This window comes from Mesorhizobium sp. BHscii (genome assembly GCF_053848065.1).
Map to the genome: position 1 here is coordinate 80,007 of NZ_JBSPKW010000013.1, position 24,421 is coordinate 104,427.

Below are 24,421 nucleotides of genomic sequence, written 5' to 3' on the forward strand. Positions count from 1 at the left end.
GGTCCGAAGAGCAACGCGGCACCGTTGCCTGCCGCTGGCCTTGAAGCCACGTCCGGCTCCTCCATCTAATTCGCAATAGCGCGCAACTTTCCCAGGAAGCGCCAGGAGTTGCTGGCCTCTGACAAACCAGAGTGGCCGCCCGTTCGTTTTGGCGGGCAGCCTTAACAACCGAGCGTCTTCCTCGTTGACAGACGAAGGGAGATCAAAAATGGCAAAGGTCGTTTGCGTCCTCTATGACGATCGGTCGACGGTTACCCGTCAAACTATGCTCGGGACGGGCTACCGAAGCTCGACCGCTATCCCGGCGGCCAGACACTTCCCCACGCCGGCGCGCATTCCTATAGCGCAGGCGACGCCACAAGCGGTTCGGAGGAGGCGGCGCGCTTCAAGGCCAAGGCGTGAGCCAACAGGCCTGAGCCAGGTGGGATCAGGTCTGCGCAGGTCGAAAGCGACAGCTCGCGGAGCGCCGCGCGGCGCCGGAGTTTTCCGGCGCTTCTCTGGCCGCAACACTGCCGCTCAGGCCGACATGGCCAATGGCCTTGCGCTCTTGTTGGGGATCTGGATGTCGATCTCCAGCGTCGACATGGTCTCGCCGCGATCCATCGAGACCTGCAGGTAATCCTGGTCGATCTGCACATGCCTGGCGATGACGGCCATGATCTCCTCGCGCAGCACCGAGACGAGATCGGGCTGGCTGCGGTTGCGGCGCTCATAGGCGAGCAGCACCTGCAGCCGCTCGCGCGCCACCGGCGCGCTGCCGCGCCGCTTGAAGAGGTCTAACAGGTTCATGCTGCCCTCCTTCCAAAAAGCCGATCGAGAAAGCCCTTGCGCTCGAACGGCACGACGACCGGCAGTTCCTCGCCCTCGAGCCGTTTGGCCGCCTCGATATAGGCGCGGGCGGCGGAATTCGTCGGATCGCTGAGCGTCACCGGCGAACCGAGGTTGGAGGCCTTGAGCACGTCCTGGCTTTCGGGAATGATGCCCAGGAGCGGCGTCGACAGGATCTCCAGAACGTCGTCGATCGAGAGCATTTCGCCGCGAGCCGCGCGGGCCGCATCATAACGCGTCACCAGCACGTGCTTGGCGATCTGTTCGCCCCGCTCGGCCTTGACGGTCCTGGCGTCGAGCAGGCCGATGATGCGATCGGAATCGCGCACCGAGCTGACTTCCGGGTTGGTGACGATGACCGCCTCGTCGGCAAAGCGCATGGCAAGCTGCGCGCCGCGCTCGATGCCGGCCGGACTGTCGCAGAAGACGTAGTCGAACACCGAGCTTAGCTTTTCTATCACCTCGCCGACGCCCTCCTCGGTCAGCGCATCCTTGTCGCGCGTCTGCGAGGCCGGCAGCAGGAACAGCGTCTCGACCCGCTTGTCGCGGATCAGCGCCTGCGAGAGCTTGGCCGTTCCCTGGATGACGTTGACCAGGTCGAACACCACCCGCCGCTCGGCGCCCATGATCAGATCGAGATTCCTTAAGCCGACGTCGAAATCGACCAGGGCCACCTTCTTGCCGGTCCTCGCGACCGCGGCACCAAGGGCGGCAGTCGAAGTCGTCTTGCCGACGCCCCCCTTGCCCGAGGTGACCACCACTACCTTGCCCATATATGCCTCCATTATTGTTGTTGGTATTGTTAAGCGTCTGATTTAGGCGATCCGCTTAAGTCTTTGTTTCATATGCACATTGCGCACCTTTGGCAGGCATGCTTAGCTGAACGCCGCGATGCGCAGCGTATCTTTTTCGAGAAACGCCTGGACGGCTTTTCCACGCAAGGACGGCTCCATCTCCTCGGCGGTGCAATACCAGCCGTCGACCGACAGCAGCTCGGCCTCGTTTTTGCGGCAGAAGATGCGCGCCGCCGAATGGCCGAGCACACCGGCAGACGCCCGCCCGCGCAGCGTGCCGTAGACATGGATGGAGCCGGCGGCGACGATCTCGGAACCGGAGGCGACGGAGCCCAGCACGATGACATCGCCATGCGCGTGGAAGACCGACTGTCCCGAGCGGATCGGCGTCTTGACCATCAGCGTGGCCGGCGCTTCCGGCTGCCTGTCTTCTGGCTTGCCCTGTTCCGCCTTGCCTTCCGGCTTGCCCGCCTCTTCAGGCCTGCCCTTGCTGTCGGCCTGCATCAGCAGCCCGGCGGTGGCCTCTTTCGCACCGATCAGCACGGGCGGCAGATTGGCCTCGAGCGCCGTGCTGCCGTCGAGCTCGATGGCGTAGATGCGGATGCCGCGCAGGCCAAGCTCAGCAACCAGCGCTTCGATCTGGCCGACCTCAGGCTTCAGCGTGTTGAGGTTGAGCACCACCGGCCGGCCGGCGAAATAGCCTGGTGAATTGCCGATCCAGCGATCGAGGCTCTCCAGCCACTCAGAAAGCGGGGCCTCCGGCGTCAGCGTGAAGGCGACGAACGAGCGGGCGCGAAAACGAATGGATTTGGTCTCGACGGGGGCGGCGAAGGTCACGGACAGCGATTCCTTACTGATAGGTAAACGCTAGCCAGCCATGGTTAACGAAAGGTTAACGGAGGGGGTATTCGCGACATTAGGAAAGCCATTTACTGACTGGCCCGGCCGTGTCAGCAGCCGAGCGGGCAGCGCTGGAAATTGCTTGCCCTTCTCGACACCTTGCCGGCTAAGTGCCCTTTGCTGCGTCCTCGATAAGTTCCGCTAGCAAGGTAGAGAACCGCTCGTCAGTCCTATCCCCTATGTTTCCCACTTCTCTTGCCACCATCCCGGGCGAAGAGACCGACACTTGCCCACTCAGCTGAACGTTGACCGTGAACGTCCTTCCGACTTCCTCCTTCTCCACGCCCTGCTTGCTGTAGACTTTGAACCGGATAGATGGTGTTGACGCTTTGGCTTGGCGGCGTGGCGCGGTGTCCATCTCGACAGTCACCTCGCCCGCCACTTCAGCCTTGGCCGCCTCCAACGACGCAACCACGACGTGGTTTAGCCAGGCCCTGGCTTGCGCGCCGAAGTCCACCACACCTGCCTCGGCCTTCTTATTGCGGACCTTCCGCTCTTGCTCACGGGCTTCCTTCCCGCGCTCAAGGGCTTCTTTGAACTTAGACATCATGGTTTGCCTCCGATTGTAAGCGCATGAGACCAGGCGTCACATCCCGATGCTCCTCCTAATGGGTAGAACGCGCACAATCGGCGTCCGTTGCGTAAGCGGAGCCCGCGGTTCGCCGCTGCGCACGGTAGTTTCCTTCTGGCGCGGTCGATCGCCCGGGTGGCGGCGGTGATCGCGGCGCTGTGGTGGTGGCTGGGGTAGCGTGTCAGCAGCCGAGCGGACGGCGCTGGAATTTCCCTGCCCTTTCCCACAAGATGCCTGAACATCCCTGAGGGCTCGTCATGTGCAACCTCTACAACATCACCACCAGCCAGGAGGCGATCCGCCAGTGGACCCGCGCCCTGCGCGACATCCTCGGCAATCTCGAGCCCTCCATCGACATCTACCCCAACCAGCCCGGCCCGGTGGTGCGCAACGCGCCGGACGGGACGCGCGAACTGGCCAACCTGCTGTGGGGCATGCCGACGCCGATTGAGCGGGTGAAGGGCAAGGCCGACTACGGCACCACCAACATCCGCAACCCGCAATACGGCCACTGGCAGCAATATCTCGGCGTCGAGAACCGCTGCGTGGTGCCGCTCACCAGCTTCGCCGAACCGAGCCCGGCGCCGGGCGACAAGGACCCGGATACCGGTATCCAAAGGAACTACTGGTTCGCGCTGAACGAGGAGCGGCCGCTGTTCTTCTTCGCCGGCCTGTGGACGCGCTGGCAAGGCGTGCGCAAGGTCAAGGACGGCCCCGGCGACTTCGAGCTTTATGGTTTTCTGACCACCAAGCCAAACGCCCTGATCGCGCCAATTCACGAGAAGGCCATGCCTGTCATCCTGACCGCCCAGGAGGAAACCGAGACCTGGCTGACAGCGCCGTGGTCGGAGGCCAGGCACCTGCAGCGCACGGCACCCGACGACGCGCTGGTGATCGTCGACAAGCCGGCGACGCAGATAAAGTTTCCGCCGCAGGCGTCACAGGCGCCCGTACAGGGTTCGCTGTTCTAAAGCTTGAACTTCTGCAGCACCCAGATGTAGCCCTTCGGCGGGTGGTCCTGGTCGATGAACTGGGTGCGCACGGTGGTGTCCTTCCGGCTGCACCGTTTGCACCTGAACCGGATGGTTTCCAGCGGCTTGTTCCAGCCCACCACCTGCGCGACATCGTTCGCCCTGAAGCGTCCCACATGGTAGCAGTGGCCGCACTCCACGATGAGCAGCATGTTGGCCTTTGCGGCACGTCCAACGCTGTCCATCGGCCCGGCCATCGGTCATTTCCGGGCCAAATAGTCCTCGGGAAGCGGAAGCAGGCCAAGATCCGGCATCCGGAAATCGGGCTCCTTGTTCGCTAGGCTGGCCATCACCTCATGCAATTTGTCGACAAGCCCACTAAGCTGCCAATACAGCTCGCCATGCGCCTTCAGATGCAGTTGCGACGAAAGCACCGTCCTGCGCAGGCTCAGAGCGTCCCTGATGATCGCCTCCGCATTCCTCGTCGACAGCCGGTCAAACCGGCTTTTTCGTCTTCCCATCGCGGCACTCCCCAGCTTGTGAGCAACCGCCCCACCTGCTGACAAATAGGAAGGCATTCCTCGCGGAGTCAATTCACGCTTGACACTTTTGTTCCCGTTTTGTTCAATTTGAACAGAAACTTTTGGGGGCACCGCCATGGACCACATCGTGACGCTGGACAGCCGCCAGGAGGCCGCGCTTCAGGCCATCGCCGACAAGTTCATCGCCCGGCACAAGGGCGATGCGGTGAAGGCGCTGAAGGAAATGATCGTGCTGAATGGACACTTGCAGGAACGGCTTGATGCCCTGTCGTCATCACGCCGGGCGACGCGCTAACCGCTCAGAGATGACGTAGCAGGACGCGTGCTCAATCGAGCCGTTCGAATGTCGGCTTAGCGCGCCACAACCGGACCACGCCGGGAGAAGCCGCGAAGTCGGCAATCCGACCCCATTCGCGACCTTTTGTGTGGGACGAATGGGAATGTTGATCAACGGCAGCACAGTCATGTAGCGCCCCCGAAGTTCGCAGCCGCATATAGAACTCTGCCGCTTGATCAACCGAACCGGCATGCGTTTCCAGTCCGCATTTTATGCGACTTACATCGACCACAGAACCGACAGCGGTGCGGCTTGCAATTTTTCGCCGAACGGCGTCACACGGTGATGATCGTGCAGCACCAGCCCGCGCACAAAACGATCGCGGACTCCTTCCTGCAACTGGCGCAATCCCCAAAGTCATGCGGACGCACCGTTGCGAATGCCTTCACCTCGATACCGATGACCCGACCGCGTCGATCCTCGATCGACGTCCGACCTCGTCCTGATCCTTGGTCCGGTAGTGTGAGAAAGACACCCGTCGCTCTGACCACGATGCGAGCTTCAGGAATTCCGACACCACGAAGCTCTCGAAGCACCGAACCGCGATCGATCCTACGTCCTTATCTACGACCGCTCACAAGATTGTCAACAATCTTTAAAAGTTTTGTTGACAGGTGATTGATTTGAGCCTTCACTCACAAAAGTCCGCGTATCGGTCGAGTTCTGTCGCAACAATGCGCGGCCTCCAAAGGGGAAAGAACAATGATCAACAGACGTTCAATAATCACATTCGCCGGGCTCGGCGCCGTCTCCGCGCTGGCAATCATGGCCGGCGGCACAATCACGGTGCACGCCGCCAACAAGGAACTCAAGATCGGCTTTGTCGGCGTGACGAGTGGCGCGGCCGCTGCGTGGGGCACATCCAACGTCCGCTCGATGCAGACACGCGCCACCTGGATCAACGAAACCGGCGGTGTGAAGATTGGTGACGAGACCTATGACATCAAAATCGTCACCTTCGACGACCAGAAGGATCCGAAGCGGGCGATCGCCGGCATGGAGAAGATGGCCCAGGAGGGCATCCACTATGTCGTCGGTCCGAATGTCGACGACGGCGCGGCGGCGGTGCGTCCCGTGGCAGAATCCAAGGGCATCATCTATTTTCCCTACGCATTCCCGAAGGAACTCTACACCCCGCCGGCGTCCAACGCCGTGCTCGGCATGATCGCCAACTACCAGTCGGCTCCGGCGATCTACAAATATCTCATGGAAAACAGGGGCGTGAAAAAAGTTGCCTTTGTCGCCGCCAACGAATCCGATCCGCTGAGTCAGCGGGATGGCGGTGTTGCCGCGGCAAAGGCGCTCGGGCTCGAGGTTGTGGCTGCCACGGATGTCTACCAAAACGATACCCGCGATTTCACGCCGGTACTGACGCCGATCGTTTTGCAAAAACCGGACCTGCTGGTGCTTTCGGGTGTCGCGCCCGGCAATGCGCCGCTGCTGATCCGCGCCGCGCGCGAGCTCGGCTACGAAGGCCTGATCTCCACCGAAACGGCGCAGGATGCCAAGGTGCTGGAAGAGGGCGCGGGCGAGTTGGCCAACGGCTTCATCTCGGTCGGCGGCGCATCGACGCCCGACATCGCGTCCGACACGATGAAGGAATTTGTCGACCGCTATACGAAAATGTTCGGCGAATACAATGACGAGTCCAACACCAAGGTCTACGCGCTCGAATACATCATCGAGACGCTGAAGGCGAACCCGGCCGCGATCGACAATGTCGAGGAGTTCAAGAAGACGATCGACACTTTCTCAGCGCCCAATCCCTACCTGAAGGGCGATGCCAAGCTGACCTATGTCGGAATGACGTCGTTCGGCCAGAAGCGCCAGCTTTCGGTCCCGATGGTGGTCACGGAATACCGCGACGGCAAATTCGAGACGCTCTTCGTCGCTGAAGTCGATTGACGCAACTGCACCGAAGCGGATTGCCGCGGAGGCTCGAGCATTCGTCTTCAGCCTCTGAACGCCGGAACCATCCTGATGGAACAAGTCATCGCCAACGGGCTCTATCTTGGCGCGCAATACGCCTTGATCGCGCTCGGTCTGACCCTGATCTTCGCGCTGATGAACGTGCTTAACTTTGCCCATGGGCAGATGTACGTTCTCGGCGGCTTCGTCACCTACACCGTCTATGGCCAGCTCGGCATGCCTTTCGTCGTCGCGCTCGTCGCGTCCGGGATCACGCTGCTGGTCATTGGAGCGCTGGTCGAGAAATTCCTTTTCAGAACGGTGATTAAGCGAAGCGTGCGGGAGGAAAGTACGATGCTTCTCGCGGCGGCGGTCGCATTCTTCCTCGACGCTGTGATCCTCCTCCTGTTCGGTGAAAAGCAGCGCGGCGTGCCGAAGATCGTCAACGGCGTCTTCGTCTCCGACAGCCTCATAATGCCTTACGACCGGCTGCTGGTCGGCGCTCTCGCCATACTGTTCATCGCATCCTTCGTGCTTTTCATGCAGTACAGCAAGCCGGGACGCGCCATGCGGGCGCTGGCGCAGGACCGGGTCGCGGCGCAGCTTATGGGCGTCGAGGTCGACCGCTATTCGATGATCGGCTTTGCGCTTGGCGCCATGCTTGCCGGCATAGTCGGCGGGCTGCTGGTCGCCATCACCGGCGTCAATTCGGGCATCGGCGGGCCGATCTCGATCAAGGCGTTCTTGATGGTGATGATCGGCGGGGCCGGCGTGGTCAGCGGAGCGATCGCCGGCGGCTTCATCCTCGGCATGATGGAATCGGTCGGCCTGACGGTGCTACGCCAATATGGCGACGTCACTTATCTCGTCATCTTCGCCGCGCTGATGGTGTTCCTGAGCATCCGCCCGAACGGGCTCATGGGCAAGCCGTGGGGGTGATGGACATGAAGCGTACACGCAACATCCTCGCCGTCGCTGTCTTCCTGCTGGTCGTACTCATCGGCGTGCCCTGGCTGATCGAGGCGACCGGTCGGCTCGACCTCTACTACACGCTGACCTCGGTCGCGCTGCTCAGCATCGCCAGCGCCGGGGTGTGGGTGACTTTCTACATCGGCCGCATCAATATCGGCCAGGGCGCCTTCGCGCTTATGGGCGGCTATGTTTCGGCCATTCTTGTCGTCCAGTACGGTGTGTCGTTCTGGCTGACACTGCCGCTGGCTGGGCTATTCTGCGCCGCTGCAAGCGTGCTGATCGGACTGCCCATCCTCAGGCTTCGCGGCGTCTATTTCGCCATGGTCACGCTGGTTTTGACCGAAGTGGCGCGGCTGCTCGCGCTGGCGCTGCCGATCACCAACGGAGCCAAGGGCATGGTCAGCATTCCGCTCCCCGGCGGCATCTCGATCTTCGGGCTGACCATCCTTCCCGATTTCGCGACGCTCGCCAATCCGCGTCCCGCCTTCTATCTGGTGTCGGTTGTGCTGATGGTGCTGTGCTTTGCGGCGCTCTACCGCCTAGTCCATTCGCGCATCGGCAAACTCTGCCAGTCGTTGCAGCAGAACGAGGAACTGGCCTCCTCGATCGGCGTCAACATCGCCTATCTGCGCGTTATCGCCTACGCCATCTCCTCATTCCTCGGCGGTCTCGGCGGTGCGATGTTCGTCGCCATCTCGCAGTCGATCTATCCGTCGAGCTTCACCGTCACCGACTCGGTGAACTTCATGCTGAACTGCTTCCTCGGCGGGCTCAGCCATGTCTTCGGGCCGATGATCGGCACCTTCGTGCTCTATTTCGGCTGGGATTTCCTGTTCGAGACCGGCGAGTTCCAGTTGCTGATCTTCTCTTCGGTGCTGATCGCGCTGATGCTGTTCCTTCCCAACGGCCTGCTCAGCCTCAGGCTGTTCGGCAAGAAGCAGGGCTAGGACCATGACTGAGCTTCTCCAGATCAAGGCCGTGACCAAACGCTTCGGCGGGCTGGTCGCGGTCAACAATGTTTCCTTCGCGGTCCGCGAACGCGAAATCCTCTCCGTCATCGGCCCCAACGGCGCCGGCAAGTCGACGCTGTTCAAGCTGATTTCCTCTTTCCTCAATCCGACCTCGGGCGAAGTGCTGTTCCGGGGAGAGCGGATTTCAGGCCTGGCGCCGCATATCGTCGCCCGGAAGGGCGTGGTGCGCACATTCCAGGAGACGACGATCTTCAAGGGCATGACGGTGCGCGACAATGTCATCATCGCGCATCACCTGCGTTCCAATGCCAGCCTTGCCGGCTTCTATCTCGGCACGAATACCGCACGGCGCGACGAGGATGAATTCGGCCGCTCGGCCGACGAGATCATCGACTTCCTCGATCTCGGCGCGCAACGGCATGAGATCGCCAGCACGCTGCCGCACGGCCATCTGCGCGCGCTCGGGATTGCCATCGGGCTCGCCACCAACCCGACCGTGCTTCTGCTCGACGAGCCCTTCGCCGGCATGAACCATGACGAAACCGTGCGCGCGGTGGAGATGGTGCGCGGCGTGCGGAAGCGCGGCGTGACTGTCCTGCTGGTCGAGCACGATATGCCCGCCGTCATGAACATTTCCGATCGCATCGTCGTCCTGAACTTCGGTGTGAAAATCGCCGAGGGAACGCCGAAGGAAATCCAGGAGAACGAAAAGGTCATCGAGGCCTATCTCGGCGCCGAAGATGAGACGATCGGATTTTAGCCATGAGCGAACTGCTGAAAGTCTCCGACGTCGAACTCTACTACGACCATGTTTATGCACTGAAGGGCGTGTCGCTCAACGTCAACGAGGGCGAGACCGTCGCGCTCATCGGCGCGAACGGCGCGGGCAAATCCTCGATCCTGCGCGCCATCACCGGCCTGAAGAAAGTCCGCAGCGGCGAGATTCATTTCCGGGGCCACCGCATCGACGGAACGCGCCCGGACGAGCTGGTCAGGATGGGCATCGCCATGGTGCCGGAGGGTCGGCGCGTCTTTTCCTACATGACGGTGCGCGACAATCTGATGATGGGCGCCTTCACCCGCACCGACAAGGCCGAAATCGCCAGGACGCTGGACATGGTGCTCGGGCGCTTTCCGCGCCTGAAGGAACGCTATTCCCAGACGGCGGGCACGATGAGCGGCGGCGAACAGCAGATGCTGGTGATCGGGCGGGCGCTGATGGCCAAACCGAAGCTTCTGCTGCTCGATGAACCCTCGCTCGGCGTCGCGCCGAAGCTCGTCCAGGACATCGCCCGCTCCATCGTGGCGATCAATCGCGACGAAAAGGTCAGCGTTCTCTTGGTCGAGCAGAATTCGCGCATGGCGCTGCGCATCTCGCAGCGCGCCTACGCACTGACGACCGGAAAGATCGCGCTGGCCGGACATTCGGCTGAGCTGCTTGGCGACGACCGGGTCAAAAAACTCTATCTCGGCGGCGAAATATGAAAGCGCAAATGGACATACTCGTCGTCAATCCCAACACCACCGCGTCCATGACCGAAAAGATCGGCGAGGCGGCGCGCGGCGCGGCTTCGGCCGGCACCAGGATCATCGCCGTCAATCCGAAGGACGGGCCGCCGAGCGTCGAAGGCTATTTCGACGAGGTCTTCGCCATCCCGGGAATGATCGGCGAGATCCAGAGACATCCGGCGGCGAGCGCCTGCGTCATCGCCTGCTTCGACGACACCGGCCTCGACGCAGTACGCTGCGTCGGCGAGATGCCGGTGGTCGGCATCGGCGAAGCGGCGTTTCACATGGCGAGCCTGATTGCCGGCAAGTTCAGCGTGGTGACGACGCTGTCGCGTTCGGTGCCGGCGATCGAGCACAATCTGGTGCGCTACGGCCTCGCCAGCCGCTGCGCCAGGGTGCGGGCAAGCGACGTTCCCGTTCTGGAGCTCGAAGTGCCCGGCTCCAACGCCCGCCATCGAATTTCGGAGGAGATCGAGCGCGCCATCCGCGACGACCGGGCCGAAGCGATTGTGCTGGGATGCGCCGGCATGGCCGACCTCGCCGCCGCGCTCAGCCGCGAACATGGCCTTCCTGTGCTCGACGGCGTCGCCTGCGCGGTTAAACTCTGCGAGAGCCTCATCAGCCTTGGCCTGTCGACCTCGAAGCGCGGCGGCTACCAGGTTCCACTCGAAAAATCCTTCGCCGGAATCTTTGCGCCCTTTTCGCCCTCCGGCCGTGTATCCTGATGCGTGCAAAATTGTTGAAATTCCCACACAGGATGTTCGATGTCCGGCCGGAAACGCGGTGTTCGCGCCGCTATGCGATCCGGCCGCCGGGACAATGAGACGATGGACCTGCTTGGACCAAAGACACGGGATGGCGACAAGCCGACGATGCGCTGGTTTCCGGTCTATGCCGGCCTGCGCGACGCCATCGTCAGCCACCGCCTCGCACCGGGCACAAAGCTGCCCGAGGACGAACTCGCCTCGATCTATTCGGTGAGCCGCGCGGTGATACGCGCGGCGCTGCAGGCGCTGTCGCATGACCGCTTGGCTCGGCTCGAGCCGAACCGCGGCGCGTTCGTCGCCCAGCCGACCAAGCAGGAAGCGCGCGAGGTGTTCGAAGCGCGGGCGCTGATCGAGCCCAAGGTCGCGGCGCTTGCCGCCGAAGTGGCAAAGCCGGCCGAGATCGCGCAACTGCGGCTTCATCTCGAAAAAGAGCACGAGGCCCTGCATGCCGGCCGCGACAGCGACGCCATAATGCTGTCGGCAAAATTCCATGTCGGCATCGCCGAAATCGCCGGCCATTCGATCCTGACCGGCTTCGTCAAAGACTTGTTGTCGCGGTCGTCGCTGATCATCGCGCTCTACTGGCGCCGCCGCGACACCACCTGCGAAAGCCACGCCCATCACGCCCTCGTCGATGCCATCGAAAAGCACGACGCAAAAAACGCGTCCGACCTGATGCGAAGTCATCTCATCGACCTTCTATCGGGCCTTGATCTGTCGCTTGGCGAGAAGAAACCCGAGAGCCTGTCGGACATCTTGCGCTGATCTCGCTGCCAAAATCTTCGCCGGAGTTCGCCTATGTCCGCACCATGCTGGGCGTGCATAGCATGCATCGGCCCATGAGCACTGCTTCTTCGTTCCTGCTGTCATAACAGTAGCGCTCGTTGAGTCCGCGGCGCTGCCCTCCAGCTGCACCTGCTCCTGCTGGGCCATAGAGTCCCTCCCGCACAACGGTCGGGCAACGCGCCCGATCAGAGCTTGACGCAGCGCAGTCGCAGCAAGGATTGGGCAAACTGCCGGTTTTTCTTATGGCCCTTAGATACGACCTGATGCGATCGGTCGATGGCCCTCGCGAGAGGCCAGTTCCAGACTGCATCTGCCTGGCAGGCGACGGCACGCCCCCTCAATGCCGCTTGAAATACTGCACCTCGCGCTCATGCTTCTCGGCTGCCTCGCGGCTGTCAAACGTCCCGAGATTGCGGCGCTTGCCGGTCTTTTCGTCCTTCTTGCGCGAATAGAGGCGGTATTTTCCGCCTTTGAGTTTTCTGATCATCTGTCACTCCCCGAGCCGCCGCTTCCCCTTGAGGTTGCGCGCGGCTTGCTCGATCGCCGCCTGGTCGTTTCCCAGCCTGTCGAGCAGCTCCTGCGCCTGGTCGCCCGATATGCCGGTGCGCACCGCCAGGGCCTCCACCGTCAAGACGTCGGAGCTCGCGACCTCGCGGGTTTCCGGCAGGGCATCGCCTGCCGTCAGCGGCAGGGCTGCCTCCCTGTCGATCTCGGCCTCGGCCCGGTGCCAGTGCCGCTCGGGATCGCCAGGGATGCGGCCTTCACGTTCCCAGATCTGGTATGCGCGCTCGCGAATCCTGTCTTCCCGGTCGTCGCCCATCTTGATTCCTCCTTGGGTATCGGATGAATGCCGCGCCAACCCGAACGATCCAAGAAATCTGCGTGATCGGTCGCATAAGGCGCCATGCACTGCGGCCGCCAACCCGCCACCCGCCTCCGCCCTGCCTACTCGCACTGCCGGCGCGGGCCGCCGGAATAGGGCTGGTAGGTGTTGTCTTCCGGCCGATAGGAGCGGTAGCGGCTGAAGCAATATTCCACGTGGTGGGGCGGAAGCTGGGCGCCGCCGGTTTCATCCGCCGGAACGTTCCCATCCATTGACCACGTGTCGGTCGCCTCGACATAGCTGGCGCTATCGTCGGCAGGCTGTGCGACGCGCTCGGCAGCGCTGGCATCGAGATAGGGCGAGATGCAGGGACGCTGCTCTCCACTGTAGGATGTGTAGTGGTCGTCGCTTGGCCTGTAGGAACGGTAGCGGCTTGCGCACCATTCCACATGGGCGGCGGGCACCGCCTGCTGCTCGTCCGCTGCCGGCTTGATAGAGGCGGTAGCGTTGGGGTCGGGCGCCGAAGATGCGGCATCGGCAGGTTTCGATGTGCGATCGACGGGGACCTGATCAACTGCGACCTCTGGGACCTCGCGGGCAGGAAGGCGCTCAAGCTTCTGCGAAGCAGGGTCCACTTTCCGCGGCTCCCTCGGCCACAGTTCGGCAACGCTGGAAGTCGGAGCAGCCTGCCGCACCGGCTCGGCGGAAAGAATCCAGACGGCGAATGCCAATCCGCTGGCGAAAACCGCCAGCGTCAGCACAAAGCCGCCAAGTACCGCGGATAAAACTTTCACCTGCGCTCCTTTGCCCCGTCATCTCTAGAAATGCGAGGCATTGGATACGGTTCCAACGAGGAGTGGCACAAGCTTGCGCGCTGAAGGAAGTCTCCGTTTCTCGAAAGGCCCCTCTCCGTCTCGGCTTCGCCGAGCCACCTCTCCCGTTTTGGGGGCGAGGAACCCAGGGCTCAAAGGTCGCCGACAAGCTCCGTATAGGTCCTCAGCTCGCCATCCTGCCCGCGAATCCGCCAGGTCTCTCCGTCCTGCGCCTCGACATAGGATGCGCCGAGTGGCACTTTGCCGCCGCCGTCCGGCAGGTCCAGCACATAGACGGGGTTGCAGATGCCCGACAGGCGCCCGCGGAGCGCGCTGGCCAGCGCCTGTCCCTCGGCGATGGTGGTGCGCCGGTGCGCCATGCCGCGCGCGAGGTCGCCGTGGTGCAGGTAATAGGGTTTTACGCCGAGGCGGTACATCAGCTCGCGGCACAGCTCCTCCAGCACCTCGACCGTGTCGTTGACGCCTTTCAGGAGAACGCTCTGGTTCAGCAGCACGAAGCCGCCTTGCCGCAACGCGCGACAGGCCTGCTCAGCGGCATCAGTGATTTCGCGCGCGTGGTTGAAATGGGTGACAACCGTGACCATCAGCCGGCCCTGCAGGGAGCGAACCAGCCCTGAGGTGATGCGCGAGGGCAGAGCGACCGGCACGCGGGTGTGGATGCGCAGGAGCCGCACATGCGGAACCGCCTCGATGCGGGCGCGGACTTCCGCCAGCGCCTTGTCCGGCAGCGACAGCGGATCGCCGCCGGTCAGGATCACTTCGCGGATTTCGGGATGGGCCTCGATATAGGCGAAGGCCGGTTCCAGCGCCTCGCGCGAAAAACCGCGGCCGATCGAAGTCAGCGACTCCTTGCGAAAGCAGAACCGGCAATAGACCGCGCATTGATAGGTCGGGAACAGCAAAACCCGGTCGGCATGACGATGCGTCAATCGCGGCACCGGACTGAAGGCATGGTCGGCGATCGGATCATCGAGCTCGCCTTCCAGCTCGGCCAGTTCTTCGGGCGACGGGATGACCTGCGTCCGGATGGGGTCGGCGGGGTCGCTCCAGTCGATCAGATCGAGATAAGCTTTTGGGATGCGAACCTTGTGGCGCGTCGCCGCGGCTTGAGCCGCCTCGCGCTCGGCCGGCGACAGCGGCAGGGAATCCAGATCGCGCACATGCCGCACGCCCGCGCGAACATCGTCCTGCCACGAGGCGTCATCATCGTGGGCGCGCCCGTCATCGGCGGCCATGCCCGCTGCAGCCATACCGGCGTCGGGGATGTCGAGGTGTGAGGTCATCGAAGGCTCCTTGAATTCGGGGCTGGATACAGCATTGGAGCCATGGCTTGAAGGCAATAAGCGTTGCCGAGATGGCAGGGACGAAAAGGCCGCGCTCAGCGGCTTCGGCGCCGCGACCCGGTGCACACTACCAATCAGCGCCCGCTTGATTTCCCAGCGCGCCCATCCGGCTTCATGATGATCTCGCGATGCGGATAAGGGATGTCTATGCCGTTTTCCCTAAAGGTGTCCCACAGCGCCAGCAGTACCCTGCCGCGCACGTTGGTCAGACCTTGCTGAGGGTCGTGGATCCAGAAACGCAGCACGAAATTGAGCGAGGAGTCGCCGAAGTCCGTGAGCCAGCAGACCGGCCGCCGGTCCGCTTCGACCCGGCCGACGCTCATGGCGGCCGCTATCGCCAGTTCGCTGACCTTATGCGGGTCGGCGTCGTAAGAGACCCCGAAATTCACGTCGAGCCGCACGAGGTTATCGCTGAACGACCAGTTGATGACCCTTTGGGTGATGAAGTCTTCGTTCGGGATCAGGTATTCGCGGCCGTCGCGCGTCACCACCGAGACAAACCGCGCCCGCAATTCGCGTACCCAGCCGAAGGTGCCTTCGAGCGAAATGGTGTCGCCCGGCTTGATCGACTTGTCGAGCAGGATGATCATGCCGGAGACGAAATTTGAAACGACCTTTTGCAGCCCGAAAGCCAGGCCGACGCCGACGGCGCCGGAGAATATCGTCAGAGCAGTCAGGTCGAGACCGACGGAGGACAGGGCGATGGCACCCGCCACCAGCACAAGGCCGACCTTTGCGACCTTGCCGACGAGGACGCGGATCGAGGGTGTCAGCTCTTCGGAGATCCGGACGCGTTCATCGATATACTTGCCGACGACCACCGCAAGCCAAACCGTGGCGATCAGCAGCAGCGCCGCCTTCAGCACCATGAGCGCCGAAAGGCGCACCGCGCCCAAAGGTATTGCGAGGCTGTCCAGGAAAGCCGCGGCGTCGTCATCGATGCCCAGAATGATGAGGGCCGCATAGATCCAGGTCAGCCAGGCGAGAGCCCGCGCGACAAAGCGGTTGCGGATGATGCGCGACAGCACCGATGCGAACAGCCACGCGAGGGATAGCGAGAGCGCGATATAGATGAAATGGGTCCGGCTTGGCCAGGTGACGGCGCGCATGAGAGTGAGCGCGGCAAGCAGGAAGACCGTGAAGAGGATCCAGTCGGTGCGCCGCAACAGCGCAACGACGACCCTCAACAGTCCGGGATGCCCCTTGATCTGGCGTGCCCGGTTCTCCATGAGCGGTTCGATGCGCTGCGCCGCGAGCTTCGCGACGAGGAAAAGCACGAAGATGATGGCAGCCTGATAGAAGAACCACGGCGTGACGGCATAGTCGAACCATCGGCTGGCCCAGGCCAGCGATTCATCGATGGCGTTGCGAAAATCCATTCCCACACGACCGCAATGGACTGGCGAACAGCACATCCACAATGTCGCCGGCTTCGTGAAGGGTCAAGCCGACGATCGAGAAGCCCTCAAGCGAGCCCCAGCTCTGCGCTTCAGCCCCGGCACCTCTGGCCGGTGCGCTCGACATTGCCGCCGCCACAGGTGTGGATGCCCTCTGGCGTCAGTTCCAGCACCCGGATTAAGCGCGCAGCAAAGAAGCGGCCGGCAGAAACATCCATGGTCAGGAAACAGCCGCTGGAAACGGCTAACGCATAACATTAGCTTGCGCTTACATTAGCTTAAGCGTATGTATCTCTACGGCCGGTGATCTACCCCCCAACCGGTTAGGCTCGGCGCCAGTCCCCCCCTCAGGCCAACGACGCCGGGCCGCTCGGGGTTTTTCGCTCAATCCGGGAAGCGCTTTTTAAGTACCTCCTACTGTTCGCTTTCGCCGGCTGCCGGTCGTCGAAGCCGGTGAACACATCGACTATCCCCTCAGGTGTCGGCCTTCCCGCCGCCAGCCACGCCCGCTAATCTCGGATCCCGGAAGAGGCTGGAGACGAGGGAATGACGAACGGTCTGTCGCCAAGGCTTTTGGCGATCGTCGATGCACTGCCTTTGCAGCAGGGCATGCGGGTTCTGGAGATCGGCTGCGGCCCGGGTGCTGCGTCGCGCGAGATCACGCGCCGGATTGGCGACGGCCACGTGCTGGCGATCGACCGCTCGGCCAAGGCCATCGCGCAGGCCAGGGCCGCCTCGCGCGCCGAGATTGCAGCGGGCCGGCTGAGCCTGCGTCAGGTCGCCATCGAGGATTTCCAGCTGGAGGCGGACGAGCAGCACTTCGACATTGCCGTTGCGGTGCGCGTCGGCGCGCTGGACGGGCGTCATCCCGAGGCAGGAAAGATCGCCCTGCAACGGCTCAAGGCCGCGTTGACGGCGCAAGGCCGGCTGTTCATCGACGGCGGCAATCCGCTGCGCGAAATTGTTCTGCACGGCTGAGCAGCCCGTGGCTTCCTCTCCGAGCGTTGGGGTGACGGTGAGCGGCAGCGCCGGGCCTGCGCCTCAGCTCCGCAACCCAGGCGCCTCTTGTCCCGTCCTCTCGACATACTCCGTATAGCCGCCGCCATAGGTATGGATGCCCTCGGGCGTCAGTTCCAGCACCCTGTTCGACAGCGCCGCCAGAAAATGGCGGTCGTGCGAGACGAACAGCATGGTGCCCTCATACTGCGAAAGTGCTGTGATCAGCATTTCCTTGGTGGCGATGTCGAGGTGGTTGGTCGGCTCGTCCAGCACCAAAAGGTTGGGCGGGTCGAACAGCATCAGCGCCATCACCAGCCGCGCCTTCTCGCCGCCCGACAGCACCCGGCATTTCTTCTCGATCTCGTTGCCGGAAAAGCCGAAGCAGCCGGCCAGCGCCCTGAGCGGCGCCTGGCCTGCCTGTGGAAACGCGTCCTCCAGCGTCTGGAACACGGTGCGCTCGCCCTCCAGTACTTCCATGGCATGCTGGGCGAAATAGCCCATCTTGACGCTCGGGCCGCGCGCCACCGTGCCATTGTCCGGCTCGGAAGCGCCGGCGACCAGCTTCAGCAGCGTCGACTTGCCGGCGCCGTTGATGCCCATCACGCACCAGCGCTCGCGGCGGCGCACCTGGAAATCCAGCCCCTCGTAGATCGAGCGGCTGCCATAGCGCTTGTGGATGTTCTTCAGCGTCACCACGTCCTCGCCGCAGCGCGGCGCCGGCTGGAAATCGAACGATACCTTCTGGCGGCGCTTGGGCGGCTCGACGCGATCGATCTTCTCCAGCTTCTTCACCCGGCTCTGTACCTGGGCGGCATGCGAAGCGCGCGCCTTGAAGCGCTCGATGAAGGCGATCTCTTTGGCCAGCATCGCCTGCTGGCGCTCGAACTGCGCCTGCTGCTGCCGGTCGGCGATCGCCCGCTGCTGCTGGTAGAATTCGTAGTTGCCGGAGTAGGCGGTCAGCGAGCCGCCATCGATCTCGACCACCTTGTTGACGATGCGGTTCATGAACTCGCGATCGTGCGAGGTCATCAAGAGCGCGCCGTCATAGTTCTTCAGGAACTGCTCCAGCCAGATCAGGCTTTCCAGGTCGAGATGGTTGCTCGGCTCGTCGAGCAGCATGGCGTCGGGCCGCATCAGCAGGATCCTGGCCAGCGCCACGCGCATCTTCCAGCCGCCGGAGAGTTTTCCGACGTCGCCGTCCATCATCTCCTGGCTGAAGCCGAGGCCGTCCAGCACCTCGCGGGCGCGGCCATCCAGCGCATAGCCGTCGAGCTCCTCGAAACGCGCCTGCAGGTCGCCGTAGCGGGCAATGATGGCGTCCATCTCATCTGATCGCTCCGGGTCGCCCATGGCGGCTTCGAGCTCGCGCATCTCGGCCGCCACTTCGCTCACCGGCCCGGCGCCGTTCATCACTTCGGCGACAGCGCTGCGGCCTTCCATGTCGCCGACATCCTGGCTGAAATAGCCGATGGTGACGCCGCGATCGACCGAGACCTGGCCCTCATCGGGCTGCTCCTCGCCGTTGATCATGCGGAACAGCGTCGTCTTGCCGGCCCCGTTGGGGCCGACCAGCCCGACCTTCTCGCCCTTCTGCAAGGAGGCGGAGGCCTCGATGAAGACGATCTGCCGGCCGTTCTGCTTGCTGATACTTTCCAGTCGAATCATGCTTTCCACGCGCGCCAAAGGGATTTTCCCCGCGCCAATACGCGATAGGCCTCGCCTGCGGAAGCCCGCAAATCAAATGGCAATACGACGCCAGTTTCGAGGTCCGAACTGAATCAGCGGAACCTTGGATATCGCCGGCAGTTTAGAAAGATAGGCTCAAACACCGAAAGGAGAATGAGATGAAGACGGTTACCGCTATTTTGCTCGCCACCTCAATGATCGGCCTGACCGCCGGCACGGCAAGCGCCACCTGCCATGACACGACTGCATCGATCGAAGCTCAATCAGGCATCGCAAAAGACGGAACGCGTGCACCCCTCGAAACTGATGCGAATGCCGGTAGCAAGGTTGAGGGCGGCCCTGCCAATAAGGACGGCAACACCATGCCGCTAGCCAACCAGGAAGCCGGTGGGGATAAAAACCTTGCCACCTCGCAGCAGGATGTCGAGGCGCAGCAGGAGGGCGACAAGACAGCGGCGGCCAAAGCCGACCCCTGCAAGCCGGACTAACGCAGATTGAGAAGCCGGCCGCAGGCACGGCGCCGTATGCCGCCATCGGCGGCGAGCGTAGCGCCGTTCCTGCCCGATCTACTTGCGCAGCGAGCGCCGGAATTGCTCGTCGAGCCGCTGGAACTCGGCAAACAGCCTATCGCAAGCCCGGCGACCTGCTTCGCATCGCATAGTCCGTTTTTGGCGCCAGCTGCCTTGCCAATCCCTGCTGAGGCGTCTGCACGTTATGGCGGGGTACGCCTGTTCGGTGGGTCTTGTGAAACTCCACTGCGTCAGCTCGTCAGCAGAAACGAACAGTTCGAAGCGGGATGAAGCAGTAACCCGGCGCAGCCCTGGAGATGCCTTCACTCGCCTGATCAAATCAAGTGCGTCAACACCCTGGAAACCGCACATCGTTGACGGCCCTTTTCCGTCGCGGTGAATGTCTTCGGCCAAGTTCTGAGCGTGCGAGTTGCCGTAGGTTGCGAGCATGATCGCGCCAATTACAAGAGATCTTCTCATCCGAGCTTTCCTATCGCCTGCTGTCTTCCGTCAGCATCTGTACTTGCAGCAGCCCCCTCACCCAATCCCGCCTGTCACCGCGTAGGCGCCGGCCGCGCTCCCGTCCGCTAACCGCACCACAGCAGTGGCGATCGAGCCGTACGAGCCACGCCAGGCGCTGTGGATTCTCTCATGCTCTTTCGCGGGTACGGCCGCACGCCCGGTGAAGCGCGCGCCGGTCCGCTGCATGCGAATGGGCTGGCCGTTGATATGGACTTTCACGCTGGTCTCGGTTCCGATCTCGCCATGCACATCGAGCGTGATTGTTATCTCGTCCTGATCGCCCGCACGACGCGCCTCGGCGGCAAGCGTGACGGTCAGCGGCGGCGCCTCGCCCGGCCCGCTAGCGTTGTGTCGGGCGGGAAAGACATCGTCGGGAAGTTCGGGAGTGCGCGGCGGGCTGGTGCGGCGCTGGCCAAAACGCTCGAAATCGCCGGCTAGCCGAAGCAGTTTCGTATCCTCATAGGCCTTGCCGGCGAAGGTCAGTCCGACCGGCATGCCGATATCGGCCATTGTGCCCATCGTCACGGTGACGGTCGGAATGCCGAGATGGCACGGCACCAGATTGCCGTTGGCGACCCAGGTGCCGTTGCGCCACGCAAGCGCGGCGGAGGTCTCGTTGATATCCGCATCGGCCGGCCCGACATCGGCGACGGCGGGAAACACCACTGCATCCAGCCCTTGCGCGTCCAGCCAGTCCTCGAAATCGATCCGCCGCGTTGCCTCGAGGCCTTTCAGGCCAGCGTCCAGCTCGGGAATGGCCTCGAATGGGGTGACGCCGCGCTTGGCCCGCCCGACATACTCCGCTAGGTCGAAGCTGTCCTCGTAGCGGTCCGGCAGCGTGCCCGGCGGCTGCGGAAAGATCTTTGCGCCGTCGACCGAGGCGAGATCGGGGATGGCCGGATCGGCATTGGCGCGCAGGAAATCGTCCCAGGCGAAGACGCACAGGTCCCATATCTCGCGCTCGGCGAATTCTTCCGGAACCAGCCCGCGATCGACCATGTTTTTGGTGCCCGGCCGGTCGCGCTCGTAGTTGGAGACGACGGGGAAATCGACCTCGACCACATCAGCACCGAGCCGCCGCAAATCCGATGCCGCCTGCTCCCACAGGTCGAGCACCGACGCACGGGTCGGGATCGGAACGTCAGCCTCCGTGTCGCGGCCGATATACATGCGGGGCACGCCGAGCCGCACGCCTTGCAGCGCTCCCTCCAGCGTGAGGCCGGTATAGCGTGGCGGTCTGACATCGGAGCTCGTCGGCAGCGCCACCCAGGGCTGCGCGCGCCAGAAATCGCCTCTTGTGTTCGGATCGTCGGCGACGATCACGTCGAGCAGTTCGAGCATGTCGGCAACGCTGCGCGTATGCGGCACCACCACGTCCATGGTCGGCACCAGCGGCCAGTTGCCACGCACGGAAATGACGCCGCGCGACGGCGTGTAGGCGACCAGCGCGTTGTTCGACGCCGGTGCCCGGCCCGACGACCATGTCTCCTCGCCGAGCCCGAAGGCGGCGAAGCTGGCGGCGGTCGCGGTGCCGGAACCATTCGACGAGCCCGAGGCGAAGGCGGCGGTCAGGTAATCGGCATTGTAAGGGCTTTCCGCCCGGCCGTAGACGCCGCGCTGCATGCCACCATTAGCCATCGGCGGCATGTTGGTAAGCCCGATCAGCACCGCGCCGCCGGCCCGCAGCCGCGCAATGGTGAAGGCGTCCTCGCTCGCCGTGAGATGCTCGAAGGCCGGCGAGCCGGAGGCCACCGTCAGGCCCAATACCTTGTAGCTGTCCTTGGCGGTATAGGGGATGCCGTCCAACGGGCTGAGCACGGCACCATTCCTGCGGCGCTGGTCGGACGCGGCCGCCTCCTCGAACATTTCGGGATTGAGCACGGGGACGGCATTGAGGGTGATGCCATGGCGGTCGTAATGCGCAATCCTGCGCAGGCAGGCGCCGACCAGCTCGACGCTGGTGACCGTGCCGTCCTCCAGCGCTTGCCGCAACTGCTCGATCGAGGCTTCGACGATGTGGAGATCGGTCATGGTGTTCCTGCGCCTGCGCGACGATGAGGCCTTACGTCGATTTTGTATAGGTCGCGACCCTTCAGAGGGGGGTTGCTCAAGCTCCGGTGAAATTGATCACTCCGGCGCGCCGGCGAAGAGCACTACGCCGGCGCCGCCGCCTGCCGGCCAATCCCAAATTGTGCGGTCGTAGCCGCCGGTCAGCACCGTGCCGTCGGCGGCGAACGCCACCGCGTAGACCGGGCCGGACCGGCTGTCGAACAGGGCGGTCTCGCTGCCTGTTTCCATGTCCCACAGCCGTGCCGTACCGTCGAGCGAGCCGGACAGCAGCCGCTTGCCGTCGGCCGACAGCGCCAGCGCATAGACCGTGCCCGAATGGCCCTCGAGGCGGCGGACTTCGCGGCCGGTGTCGGGATCCCAGAGCTTGATCGTATAATCGCCGCTGCCGGTGATCAGATGGCGCCCATCGGCCATGAACACCACGCCATAGGGGCCACGCTCGTGCCCGTGCCAGCTGCGCAGCTGCTTGCCGGTGCCGATGTCCCATAGCTTAAGCGTGCCCTCGATGCTGCCGCTGACCGCGCGTGTGCCATCCGGCGAGACGGCGACCCCGCTGATCGACCAGTCGTGCCCCGGCGTCACATGCAGCACCGAACCATTCTCGATATCCCAGACAATGACCCTGCCGGTCTCGTGCCCGCTGACGGCACGCTTACCGTCGGGGCTGATCGCCAGCTTGTTGACGCCGCCGTTCTGGCCTGACGAGAACACATGCAGCACAGCGCCATCGGAGAGCTGGCGCAGCACGATCTCGCCATCGTCGCCCGCGGTCAGCGCCCGCGCCCCATCGGGCAGGAAAAGCGCGGTCCGCGCCATATCTTTGTGGACGCCGAGGGTGCGGATCAGGCGCTTGCCGTCGATATCCCAGAGCTTGATCGTGCGATCGGTACTGGCGCTCAGGATCGATTGCCCGTCGGGCGCCACCGCCAGCCAGACCACTGCATCACGGTGACCGTCGGGTTGCGTCGGCTGCCGCGGCGGAGCCTGCGGCAGCGGCGCGACGGTCTGCGGTGGCGCAGCCGGGGCTGGAGCAGGCTCCGGCGGTGAGACAGGTGGGGCCAGCGCGACCTCGGATGGCGAGGCAGGCGCCGGCGGCTGTGCCAGTTCCCTGCTGGCGCCAGGGTTTGCACCTTGCGCAACCGCATCGCTGGGCTGATTGCCGTTGCCGCTCGGCGGCGGAGGCGTAGTCGCTTGTTCAGGCGGCTCGCGCGCTTCCGGTTCCAGGGCCGGTGCGCTGGTGACGTCTTGCCCTTCCGGCGCGCTCGGCACAGTTTGCTCGGCGATCAGGCTTTTGCCGGCGTCCTGTGGCTGCCGCGACCAGGGGCCGAGCTGGTCGGCCACCAGAGCGAGCACGGCGAGGAACGGAACGACGGCGAAGATCTGTCGCAGGCGTGGTCGTCCGGCGGGTTGCGTTTCGGCGCCTCTGCCGAACAAGGGTATGGCTGGTCCGGGCTTCGACCGGCCCGGCAACAGGCCGGCCCAGAACAGCAGGGCTGCAAGGGCTGAGAAAACGCCCGCTGCCCCGAAAAAAGCCAGGCGCGCGGACGCGAAAGCGTCGCCGGCGCCCTCGCCGCCCAGCGCGAAATACACGCGTGCGAGGCAGAGCATGCCGATCGCCAGCAGCACCGCGGCGAGCAGCCTGTCGACAAGCCTGTTCATCGGTCTCCCCCTCGCGCCGCTTTCGCTTTGCCGCAATGATGCCGGCCAGCGCCGAGCTTGTCGATGCCCCGGTTTCAATTCCGAAGTTTACCCGCGAAACGGCGAGCGCAAAACGCTCGCCTGCGCCAAGTGCTGGATGTGCCTGAGGACACTCTCTCGGTCGCCGCAATGTTGCCCGGTCGCGCGCTAGGATCGCTCGGCAGGGCTCAAGACCGATCGAGGCCAAGCGATGGATGAATGGAAATTACCTTGGGAAGGCGGCTGCCTGTGCGGCGGGATACGCTTTCGGGTAAGTGCGCCGCCCCTGCTGACAATGGCCTGTCATTGCACCGGCTGTCAAAAGCTGAGCGCGAGCGCTTATTCCCTGACCATGGCCGAGCAACGGCTTCACCGTGACGCAAGGCGAGCCGGTGGTCGGCGGCATGCATGGGCCGCACCGGCAACTCTACTGCCCGCACTGCAAGAACTGGATGTTCACGCATCCGCACGGCCTGGACTTCATCGTCAATGTTCGCGCTACCATGCTGGACGAGCACCGTTGGTATGTGCCCTTCGTCGAGGTCTTCGCGTCGGAAAAGCTGCCATGGGCTACGACCGCCACCACCCACAGTTTCGCTACCAGCCCGACCTTGAGGGATACGCACCTTTGATCGAGGCTTTCGCACGCGAAGGGGCGCGACCGGTGTGACTGGTTGTGCGTGAGGGTTGGCGATAGCGCCAGCAA

Annotated in this window: 26 protein-coding genes and 2 pseudogenes; 13 read left to right on the forward strand and 15 right to left on the reverse strand. The window is 63.5% G+C overall.

From position 1 onward, the window contains the following. Positions 1 to 208: 208 nt before the first annotated feature. Positions 209 to 351: pseudogene (locus ACWTU7_RS18840) on the forward strand (NAD-dependent formate dehydrogenase); the annotation flags it as partial. A gap of 165 nt (positions 352 to 516) precedes the next feature. Here ACWTU7_RS18840 and minE read toward each other — a convergent pair. From minE to ACWTU7_RS18860, 4 genes are all read right to left on the reverse strand, one after another. Then, entirely contained in the window at positions 517 to 789 is a 273-nt protein-coding gene (gene minE / locus ACWTU7_RS18845; RefSeq protein WP_029351320.1) for a cell division topological specificity factor MinE, read from the reverse strand. Next, the gene (gene minD / locus ACWTU7_RS18850; protein WP_029351318.1) at positions 786 to 1,601 is read right to left on the reverse strand and encodes a septum site-determining protein MinD; all 816 of its coding nucleotides are present in this window, start codon (positions 1,599 to 1,601) and stop codon (positions 786 to 788) included. Before minD ends, minE begins: the two co-directional genes overlap by 4 nt. A gap of 102 nt (positions 1,602 to 1,703) precedes the next feature. Beyond that, positions 1,704 to 2,459, reverse strand: a complete 756-nt coding sequence (minC, locus tag ACWTU7_RS18855; RefSeq protein ID WP_455839511.1) for a septum site-determining protein MinC — start codon at positions 2,457 to 2,459, stop codon at positions 1,704 to 1,706. A 169-nt stretch (positions 2,460 to 2,628) separates the two neighbouring features. Then, positions 2,629 to 3,072: a hypothetical protein gene (locus ACWTU7_RS18860; RefSeq protein WP_455839512.1), complete on the reverse strand. Its 444-nt coding sequence runs from the start codon at positions 3,070 to 3,072 to the stop codon at positions 2,629 to 2,631. 278 nt (positions 3,073 to 3,350) lie between these two features. Between ACWTU7_RS18860 and ACWTU7_RS18865 the strand changes: the two genes are divergently transcribed. Then, positions 3,351 to 4,064, forward strand: a complete 714-nt coding sequence (locus ACWTU7_RS18865) for an SOS response-associated peptidase (RefSeq protein ID WP_455839513.1) — start codon at positions 3,351 to 3,353, stop codon at positions 4,062 to 4,064. On the opposite strand, the gene ACWTU7_RS18870 is transcribed toward ACWTU7_RS18865, so the two are convergent. Continuing rightward, a complete protein-coding gene (locus tag ACWTU7_RS18870; RefSeq protein WP_455839514.1) occupies positions 4,061 to 4,321 on the reverse strand; it encodes a hypothetical protein in 261 nt (86 codons plus the stop codon). The two genes, ACWTU7_RS18865 and ACWTU7_RS18870, sit on opposite strands and share 4 nt — an antisense overlap. A 3-nt stretch (positions 4,322 to 4,324) precedes the next feature. Next, complete coding sequence (locus ACWTU7_RS18875; RefSeq protein WP_455839515.1) at positions 4,325 to 4,723, reverse strand: hypothetical protein; 399 nt, start codon at positions 4,721 to 4,723, stop codon at positions 4,325 to 4,327. On the opposite strand from ACWTU7_RS18875, the gene ACWTU7_RS18880 reads away from it, so the two are divergent. The 8 genes from ACWTU7_RS18880 (at position 4,722) to ACWTU7_RS18915 (ending at position 11,835) form a co-directional block, all read left to right on the forward strand. Beyond that, positions 4,722 to 4,901 (forward strand): hypothetical protein, encoded by a 180-nt coding sequence (locus ACWTU7_RS18880; protein ID WP_455839516.1) that lies wholly within the window; start codon positions 4,722 to 4,724, stop codon positions 4,899 to 4,901. The two genes, ACWTU7_RS18875 and ACWTU7_RS18880, sit on opposite strands and share 2 nt — an antisense overlap. A gap of 744 nt (positions 4,902 to 5,645) precedes the next feature. Next, positions 5,646 to 6,848 carry an ABC transporter substrate-binding protein gene (locus ACWTU7_RS18885; RefSeq protein WP_455839517.1) on the forward strand — a complete coding sequence of 401 codons (1,203 nt, stop codon included), beginning with the start codon at positions 5,646 to 5,648 and terminating at the stop codon, positions 6,846 to 6,848. A gap of 75 nt (positions 6,849 to 6,923) precedes the next feature. Further along, the gene (locus ACWTU7_RS18890; RefSeq protein ID WP_123145977.1) at positions 6,924 to 7,790 is read left to right on the forward strand and encodes a branched-chain amino acid ABC transporter permease; all 867 of its coding nucleotides are present in this window, start codon (positions 6,924 to 6,926) and stop codon (positions 7,788 to 7,790) included. A 5-nt stretch (positions 7,791 to 7,795) separates the two neighbouring features. Beyond that, positions 7,796 to 8,770 (forward strand): branched-chain amino acid ABC transporter permease, encoded by a 975-nt coding sequence (locus ACWTU7_RS18895; RefSeq protein ID WP_455839518.1) that lies wholly within the window; start codon positions 7,796 to 7,798, stop codon positions 8,768 to 8,770. A gap of 4 nt (positions 8,771 to 8,774) precedes the next feature. Further along, complete coding sequence (locus tag ACWTU7_RS18900) at positions 8,775 to 9,554, forward strand: ABC transporter ATP-binding protein (RefSeq protein WP_091600118.1); 780 nt, start codon at positions 8,775 to 8,777, stop codon at positions 9,552 to 9,554. Between the two features lie 2 nt (positions 9,555 to 9,556). Further along, entirely contained in the window at positions 9,557 to 10,279 is a 723-nt protein-coding gene (locus ACWTU7_RS18905; RefSeq protein ID WP_023797265.1) for an ABC transporter ATP-binding protein, read from the forward strand. Positions 10,280 to 10,287: 8 nt separating this feature from the next. Further along, a complete protein-coding gene (locus ACWTU7_RS18910) occupies positions 10,288 to 11,028 on the forward strand; it encodes an aspartate/glutamate racemase family protein (protein ID WP_455839519.1) in 741 nt (246 codons plus the stop codon). Positions 11,029 to 11,130: 102 nt separating this feature from the next. Continuing rightward, positions 11,131 to 11,835: a GntR family transcriptional regulator gene (locus tag ACWTU7_RS18915; RefSeq protein WP_123147303.1), complete on the forward strand. Its 705-nt coding sequence runs from the start codon at positions 11,131 to 11,133 to the stop codon at positions 11,833 to 11,835. A gap of 358 nt (positions 11,836 to 12,193) precedes the next feature. Here the strand turns inward: ACWTU7_RS18915 and ACWTU7_RS18920 are convergent, their stop codons facing one another. The 5 genes from ACWTU7_RS18920 to ACWTU7_RS18940 all read right to left on the reverse strand — a co-directional run bounded on the left by ACWTU7_RS18920 (position 12,194) and on the right by ACWTU7_RS18940 (position 16,234). Next, positions 12,194 to 12,343, reverse strand: a complete 150-nt coding sequence (locus ACWTU7_RS18920; protein ID WP_455839520.1) for a hypothetical protein — start codon at positions 12,341 to 12,343, stop codon at positions 12,194 to 12,196. Positions 12,344 to 12,346: 3 nt separating this feature from the next. Continuing rightward, positions 12,347 to 12,676 carry a DUF2934 domain-containing protein gene (locus ACWTU7_RS18925; protein WP_455839521.1) on the reverse strand — a complete coding sequence of 110 codons (330 nt, stop codon included), beginning with the start codon at positions 12,674 to 12,676 and terminating at the stop codon, positions 12,347 to 12,349. Positions 12,677 to 12,801: 125 nt separating this feature from the next. Continuing rightward, positions 12,802 to 13,473, reverse strand: coding sequence for a BA14K family protein (locus tag ACWTU7_RS18930; RefSeq protein WP_455839522.1), 672 nt, complete (start codon positions 13,471 to 13,473; stop codon positions 12,802 to 12,804). 170 nt (positions 13,474 to 13,643) lie between these two features. Next, a complete protein-coding gene (locus ACWTU7_RS18935; RefSeq protein ID WP_455839602.1) occupies positions 13,644 to 14,762 on the reverse strand; it encodes a KamA family radical SAM protein in 1,119 nt (372 codons plus the stop codon). A gap of 167 nt (positions 14,763 to 14,929) precedes the next feature. After that, complete coding sequence (locus ACWTU7_RS18940) at positions 14,930 to 16,234, reverse strand: mechanosensitive ion channel family protein (RefSeq protein WP_455839523.1); 1,305 nt, start codon at positions 16,232 to 16,234, stop codon at positions 14,930 to 14,932. 564 nt (positions 16,235 to 16,798) lie between these two features. On the opposite strand from ACWTU7_RS18940, the gene ACWTU7_RS18945 reads away from it, so the two are divergent. Further along, positions 16,799 to 17,230, forward strand: a complete 432-nt coding sequence (locus tag ACWTU7_RS18945; RefSeq protein WP_029351295.1) for an SAM-dependent methyltransferase — start codon at positions 16,799 to 16,801, stop codon at positions 17,228 to 17,230. A gap of 63 nt (positions 17,231 to 17,293) precedes the next feature. On the opposite strand, the gene ACWTU7_RS18950 is transcribed toward ACWTU7_RS18945, so the two are convergent. After that, a complete protein-coding gene (locus tag ACWTU7_RS18950; RefSeq protein ID WP_455839524.1) occupies positions 17,294 to 18,916 on the reverse strand; it encodes an ABC-F family ATP-binding cassette domain-containing protein in 1,623 nt (540 codons plus the stop codon). A 179-nt stretch (positions 18,917 to 19,095) separates the two neighbouring features. Here ACWTU7_RS18950 and ACWTU7_RS18955 point away from each other — a divergent pair, with 179 nt between their 5' ends. Continuing rightward, positions 19,096 to 19,425, forward strand: a complete 330-nt coding sequence (locus ACWTU7_RS18955) for a hypothetical protein (protein WP_455839525.1) — start codon at positions 19,096 to 19,098, stop codon at positions 19,423 to 19,425. Between the two features lie 78 nt (positions 19,426 to 19,503). Here the strand turns inward: ACWTU7_RS18955 and ACWTU7_RS18960 are convergent, their stop codons facing one another. From ACWTU7_RS18960 to ACWTU7_RS18970, 3 genes are all read right to left on the reverse strand, one after another. After that, positions 19,504 to 19,926, reverse strand: coding sequence for a hypothetical protein (locus ACWTU7_RS18960; protein ID WP_455839526.1), 423 nt, complete (start codon positions 19,924 to 19,926; stop codon positions 19,504 to 19,506). 57 nt (positions 19,927 to 19,983) lie between these two features. Next, complete coding sequence (locus ACWTU7_RS18965) at positions 19,984 to 21,999, reverse strand: amidase (RefSeq protein ID WP_455839527.1); 2,016 nt, start codon at positions 21,997 to 21,999, stop codon at positions 19,984 to 19,986. Positions 22,000 to 22,095: 96 nt separating this feature from the next. Continuing rightward, positions 22,096 to 23,697 (reverse strand): WD40 domain-containing protein, encoded by a 1,602-nt coding sequence (locus ACWTU7_RS18970; RefSeq protein WP_455839528.1) that lies wholly within the window; start codon positions 23,695 to 23,697, stop codon positions 22,096 to 22,098. A gap of 229 nt (positions 23,698 to 23,926) precedes the next feature. Here ACWTU7_RS18970 and ACWTU7_RS18975 point away from each other — a divergent pair. Further along, a pseudogene (locus tag ACWTU7_RS18975) lies at positions 23,927 to 24,385 on the forward strand (GFA family protein). Positions 24,386 to 24,421 lie beyond the last annotated feature (36 nt).

What these genes read in the sequence shown, in the direction of transcription:
- ACWTU7_RS18885 (WP_455839517.1), top strand. Translation starts at nt 5,646, where the DNA reads ATGATCAACAGACGTTCAATAATCACATTCGCCGGGCTCGGCGCCGTC.
- ACWTU7_RS18860 (WP_455839512.1), bottom strand. Translation starts at nt 3,072, where the DNA reads ATGATGTCTAAGTTCAAAGAAGCCCTTGAGCGCGGGAAGGAAGCCCGT.
- ACWTU7_RS18920 (WP_455839520.1), bottom strand. Translation starts at nt 12,343, where the DNA reads ATGATCAGAAAACTCAAAGGCGGAAAATACCGCCTCTATTCGCGCAAG.
- ACWTU7_RS18960 (WP_455839526.1), bottom strand. Translation starts at nt 19,926, where the DNA reads ATGAGAAGATCTCTTGTAATTGGCGCGATCATGCTCGCAACCTACGGC.
- ACWTU7_RS18955 (WP_455839525.1), top strand. Translation starts at nt 19,096, where the DNA reads ATGAAGACGGTTACCGCTATTTTGCTCGCCACCTCAATGATCGGCCTG.
- ACWTU7_RS18915 (WP_123147303.1), top strand. Translation starts at nt 11,131, where the DNA reads ATGGACCTGCTTGGACCAAAGACACGGGATGGCGACAAGCCGACGATG.
- ACWTU7_RS18880 (WP_455839516.1), top strand. Translation starts at nt 4,722, where the DNA reads ATGGACCACATCGTGACGCTGGACAGCCGCCAGGAGGCCGCGCTTCAG.
- ACWTU7_RS18935 (WP_455839602.1), bottom strand. Translation starts at nt 14,762, where the DNA reads ATGGCTGCAGCGGGCATGGCCGCCGATGACGGGCGCGCCCACGATGAT.
- ACWTU7_RS18965 (WP_455839527.1), bottom strand. Translation starts at nt 21,999, where the DNA reads ATGACCGATCTCCACATCGTCGAAGCCTCGATCGAGCAGTTGCGGCAA.
- ACWTU7_RS18950 (WP_455839524.1), bottom strand. Translation starts at nt 18,916, where the DNA reads ATGATTCGACTGGAAAGTATCAGCAAGCAGAACGGCCGGCAGATCGTC.
- minE (WP_029351320.1), bottom strand. Translation starts at nt 789, where the DNA reads ATGAACCTGTTAGACCTCTTCAAGCGGCGCGGCAGCGCGCCGGTGGCG.
- ACWTU7_RS18940 (WP_455839523.1), bottom strand. Translation starts at nt 16,234, where the DNA reads ATGGATTTTCGCAACGCCATCGATGAATCGCTGGCCTGGGCCAGCCGA.
- ACWTU7_RS18970 (WP_455839528.1), bottom strand. Translation starts at nt 23,697, where the DNA reads ATGAACAGGCTTGTCGACAGGCTGCTCGCCGCGGTGCTGCTGGCGATC.
- ACWTU7_RS18945 (WP_029351295.1), top strand. Translation starts at nt 16,799, where the DNA reads ATGACGAACGGTCTGTCGCCAAGGCTTTTGGCGATCGTCGATGCACTG.
- ACWTU7_RS18925 (WP_455839521.1), bottom strand. Translation starts at nt 12,676, where the DNA reads ATGGGCGACGACCGGGAAGACAGGATTCGCGAGCGCGCATACCAGATC.
- ACWTU7_RS18900 (WP_091600118.1), top strand. Translation starts at nt 8,775, where the DNA reads ATGACTGAGCTTCTCCAGATCAAGGCCGTGACCAAACGCTTCGGCGGG.
- ACWTU7_RS18905 (WP_023797265.1), top strand. Translation starts at nt 9,557, where the DNA reads ATGAGCGAACTGCTGAAAGTCTCCGACGTCGAACTCTACTACGACCAT.
- ACWTU7_RS18875 (WP_455839515.1), bottom strand. Translation starts at nt 4,723, where the DNA reads ATGGCGGTGCCCCCAAAAGTTTCTGTTCAAATTGAACAAAACGGGAAC.
- ACWTU7_RS18910 (WP_455839519.1), top strand. Translation starts at nt 10,288, where the DNA reads ATGGACATACTCGTCGTCAATCCCAACACCACCGCGTCCATGACCGAA.
- ACWTU7_RS18865 (WP_455839513.1), top strand. Translation starts at nt 3,351, where the DNA reads ATGTGCAACCTCTACAACATCACCACCAGCCAGGAGGCGATCCGCCAG.
- ACWTU7_RS18870 (WP_455839514.1), bottom strand. Translation starts at nt 4,321, where the DNA reads ATGGCCGGGCCGATGGACAGCGTTGGACGTGCCGCAAAGGCCAACATG.
- minD (WP_029351318.1), bottom strand. Translation starts at nt 1,601, where the DNA reads ATGGGCAAGGTAGTGGTGGTCACCTCGGGCAAGGGGGGCGTCGGCAAG.
- ACWTU7_RS18890 (WP_123145977.1), top strand. Translation starts at nt 6,924, where the DNA reads ATGGAACAAGTCATCGCCAACGGGCTCTATCTTGGCGCGCAATACGCC.
- ACWTU7_RS18895 (WP_455839518.1), top strand. Translation starts at nt 7,796, where the DNA reads ATGAAGCGTACACGCAACATCCTCGCCGTCGCTGTCTTCCTGCTGGTC.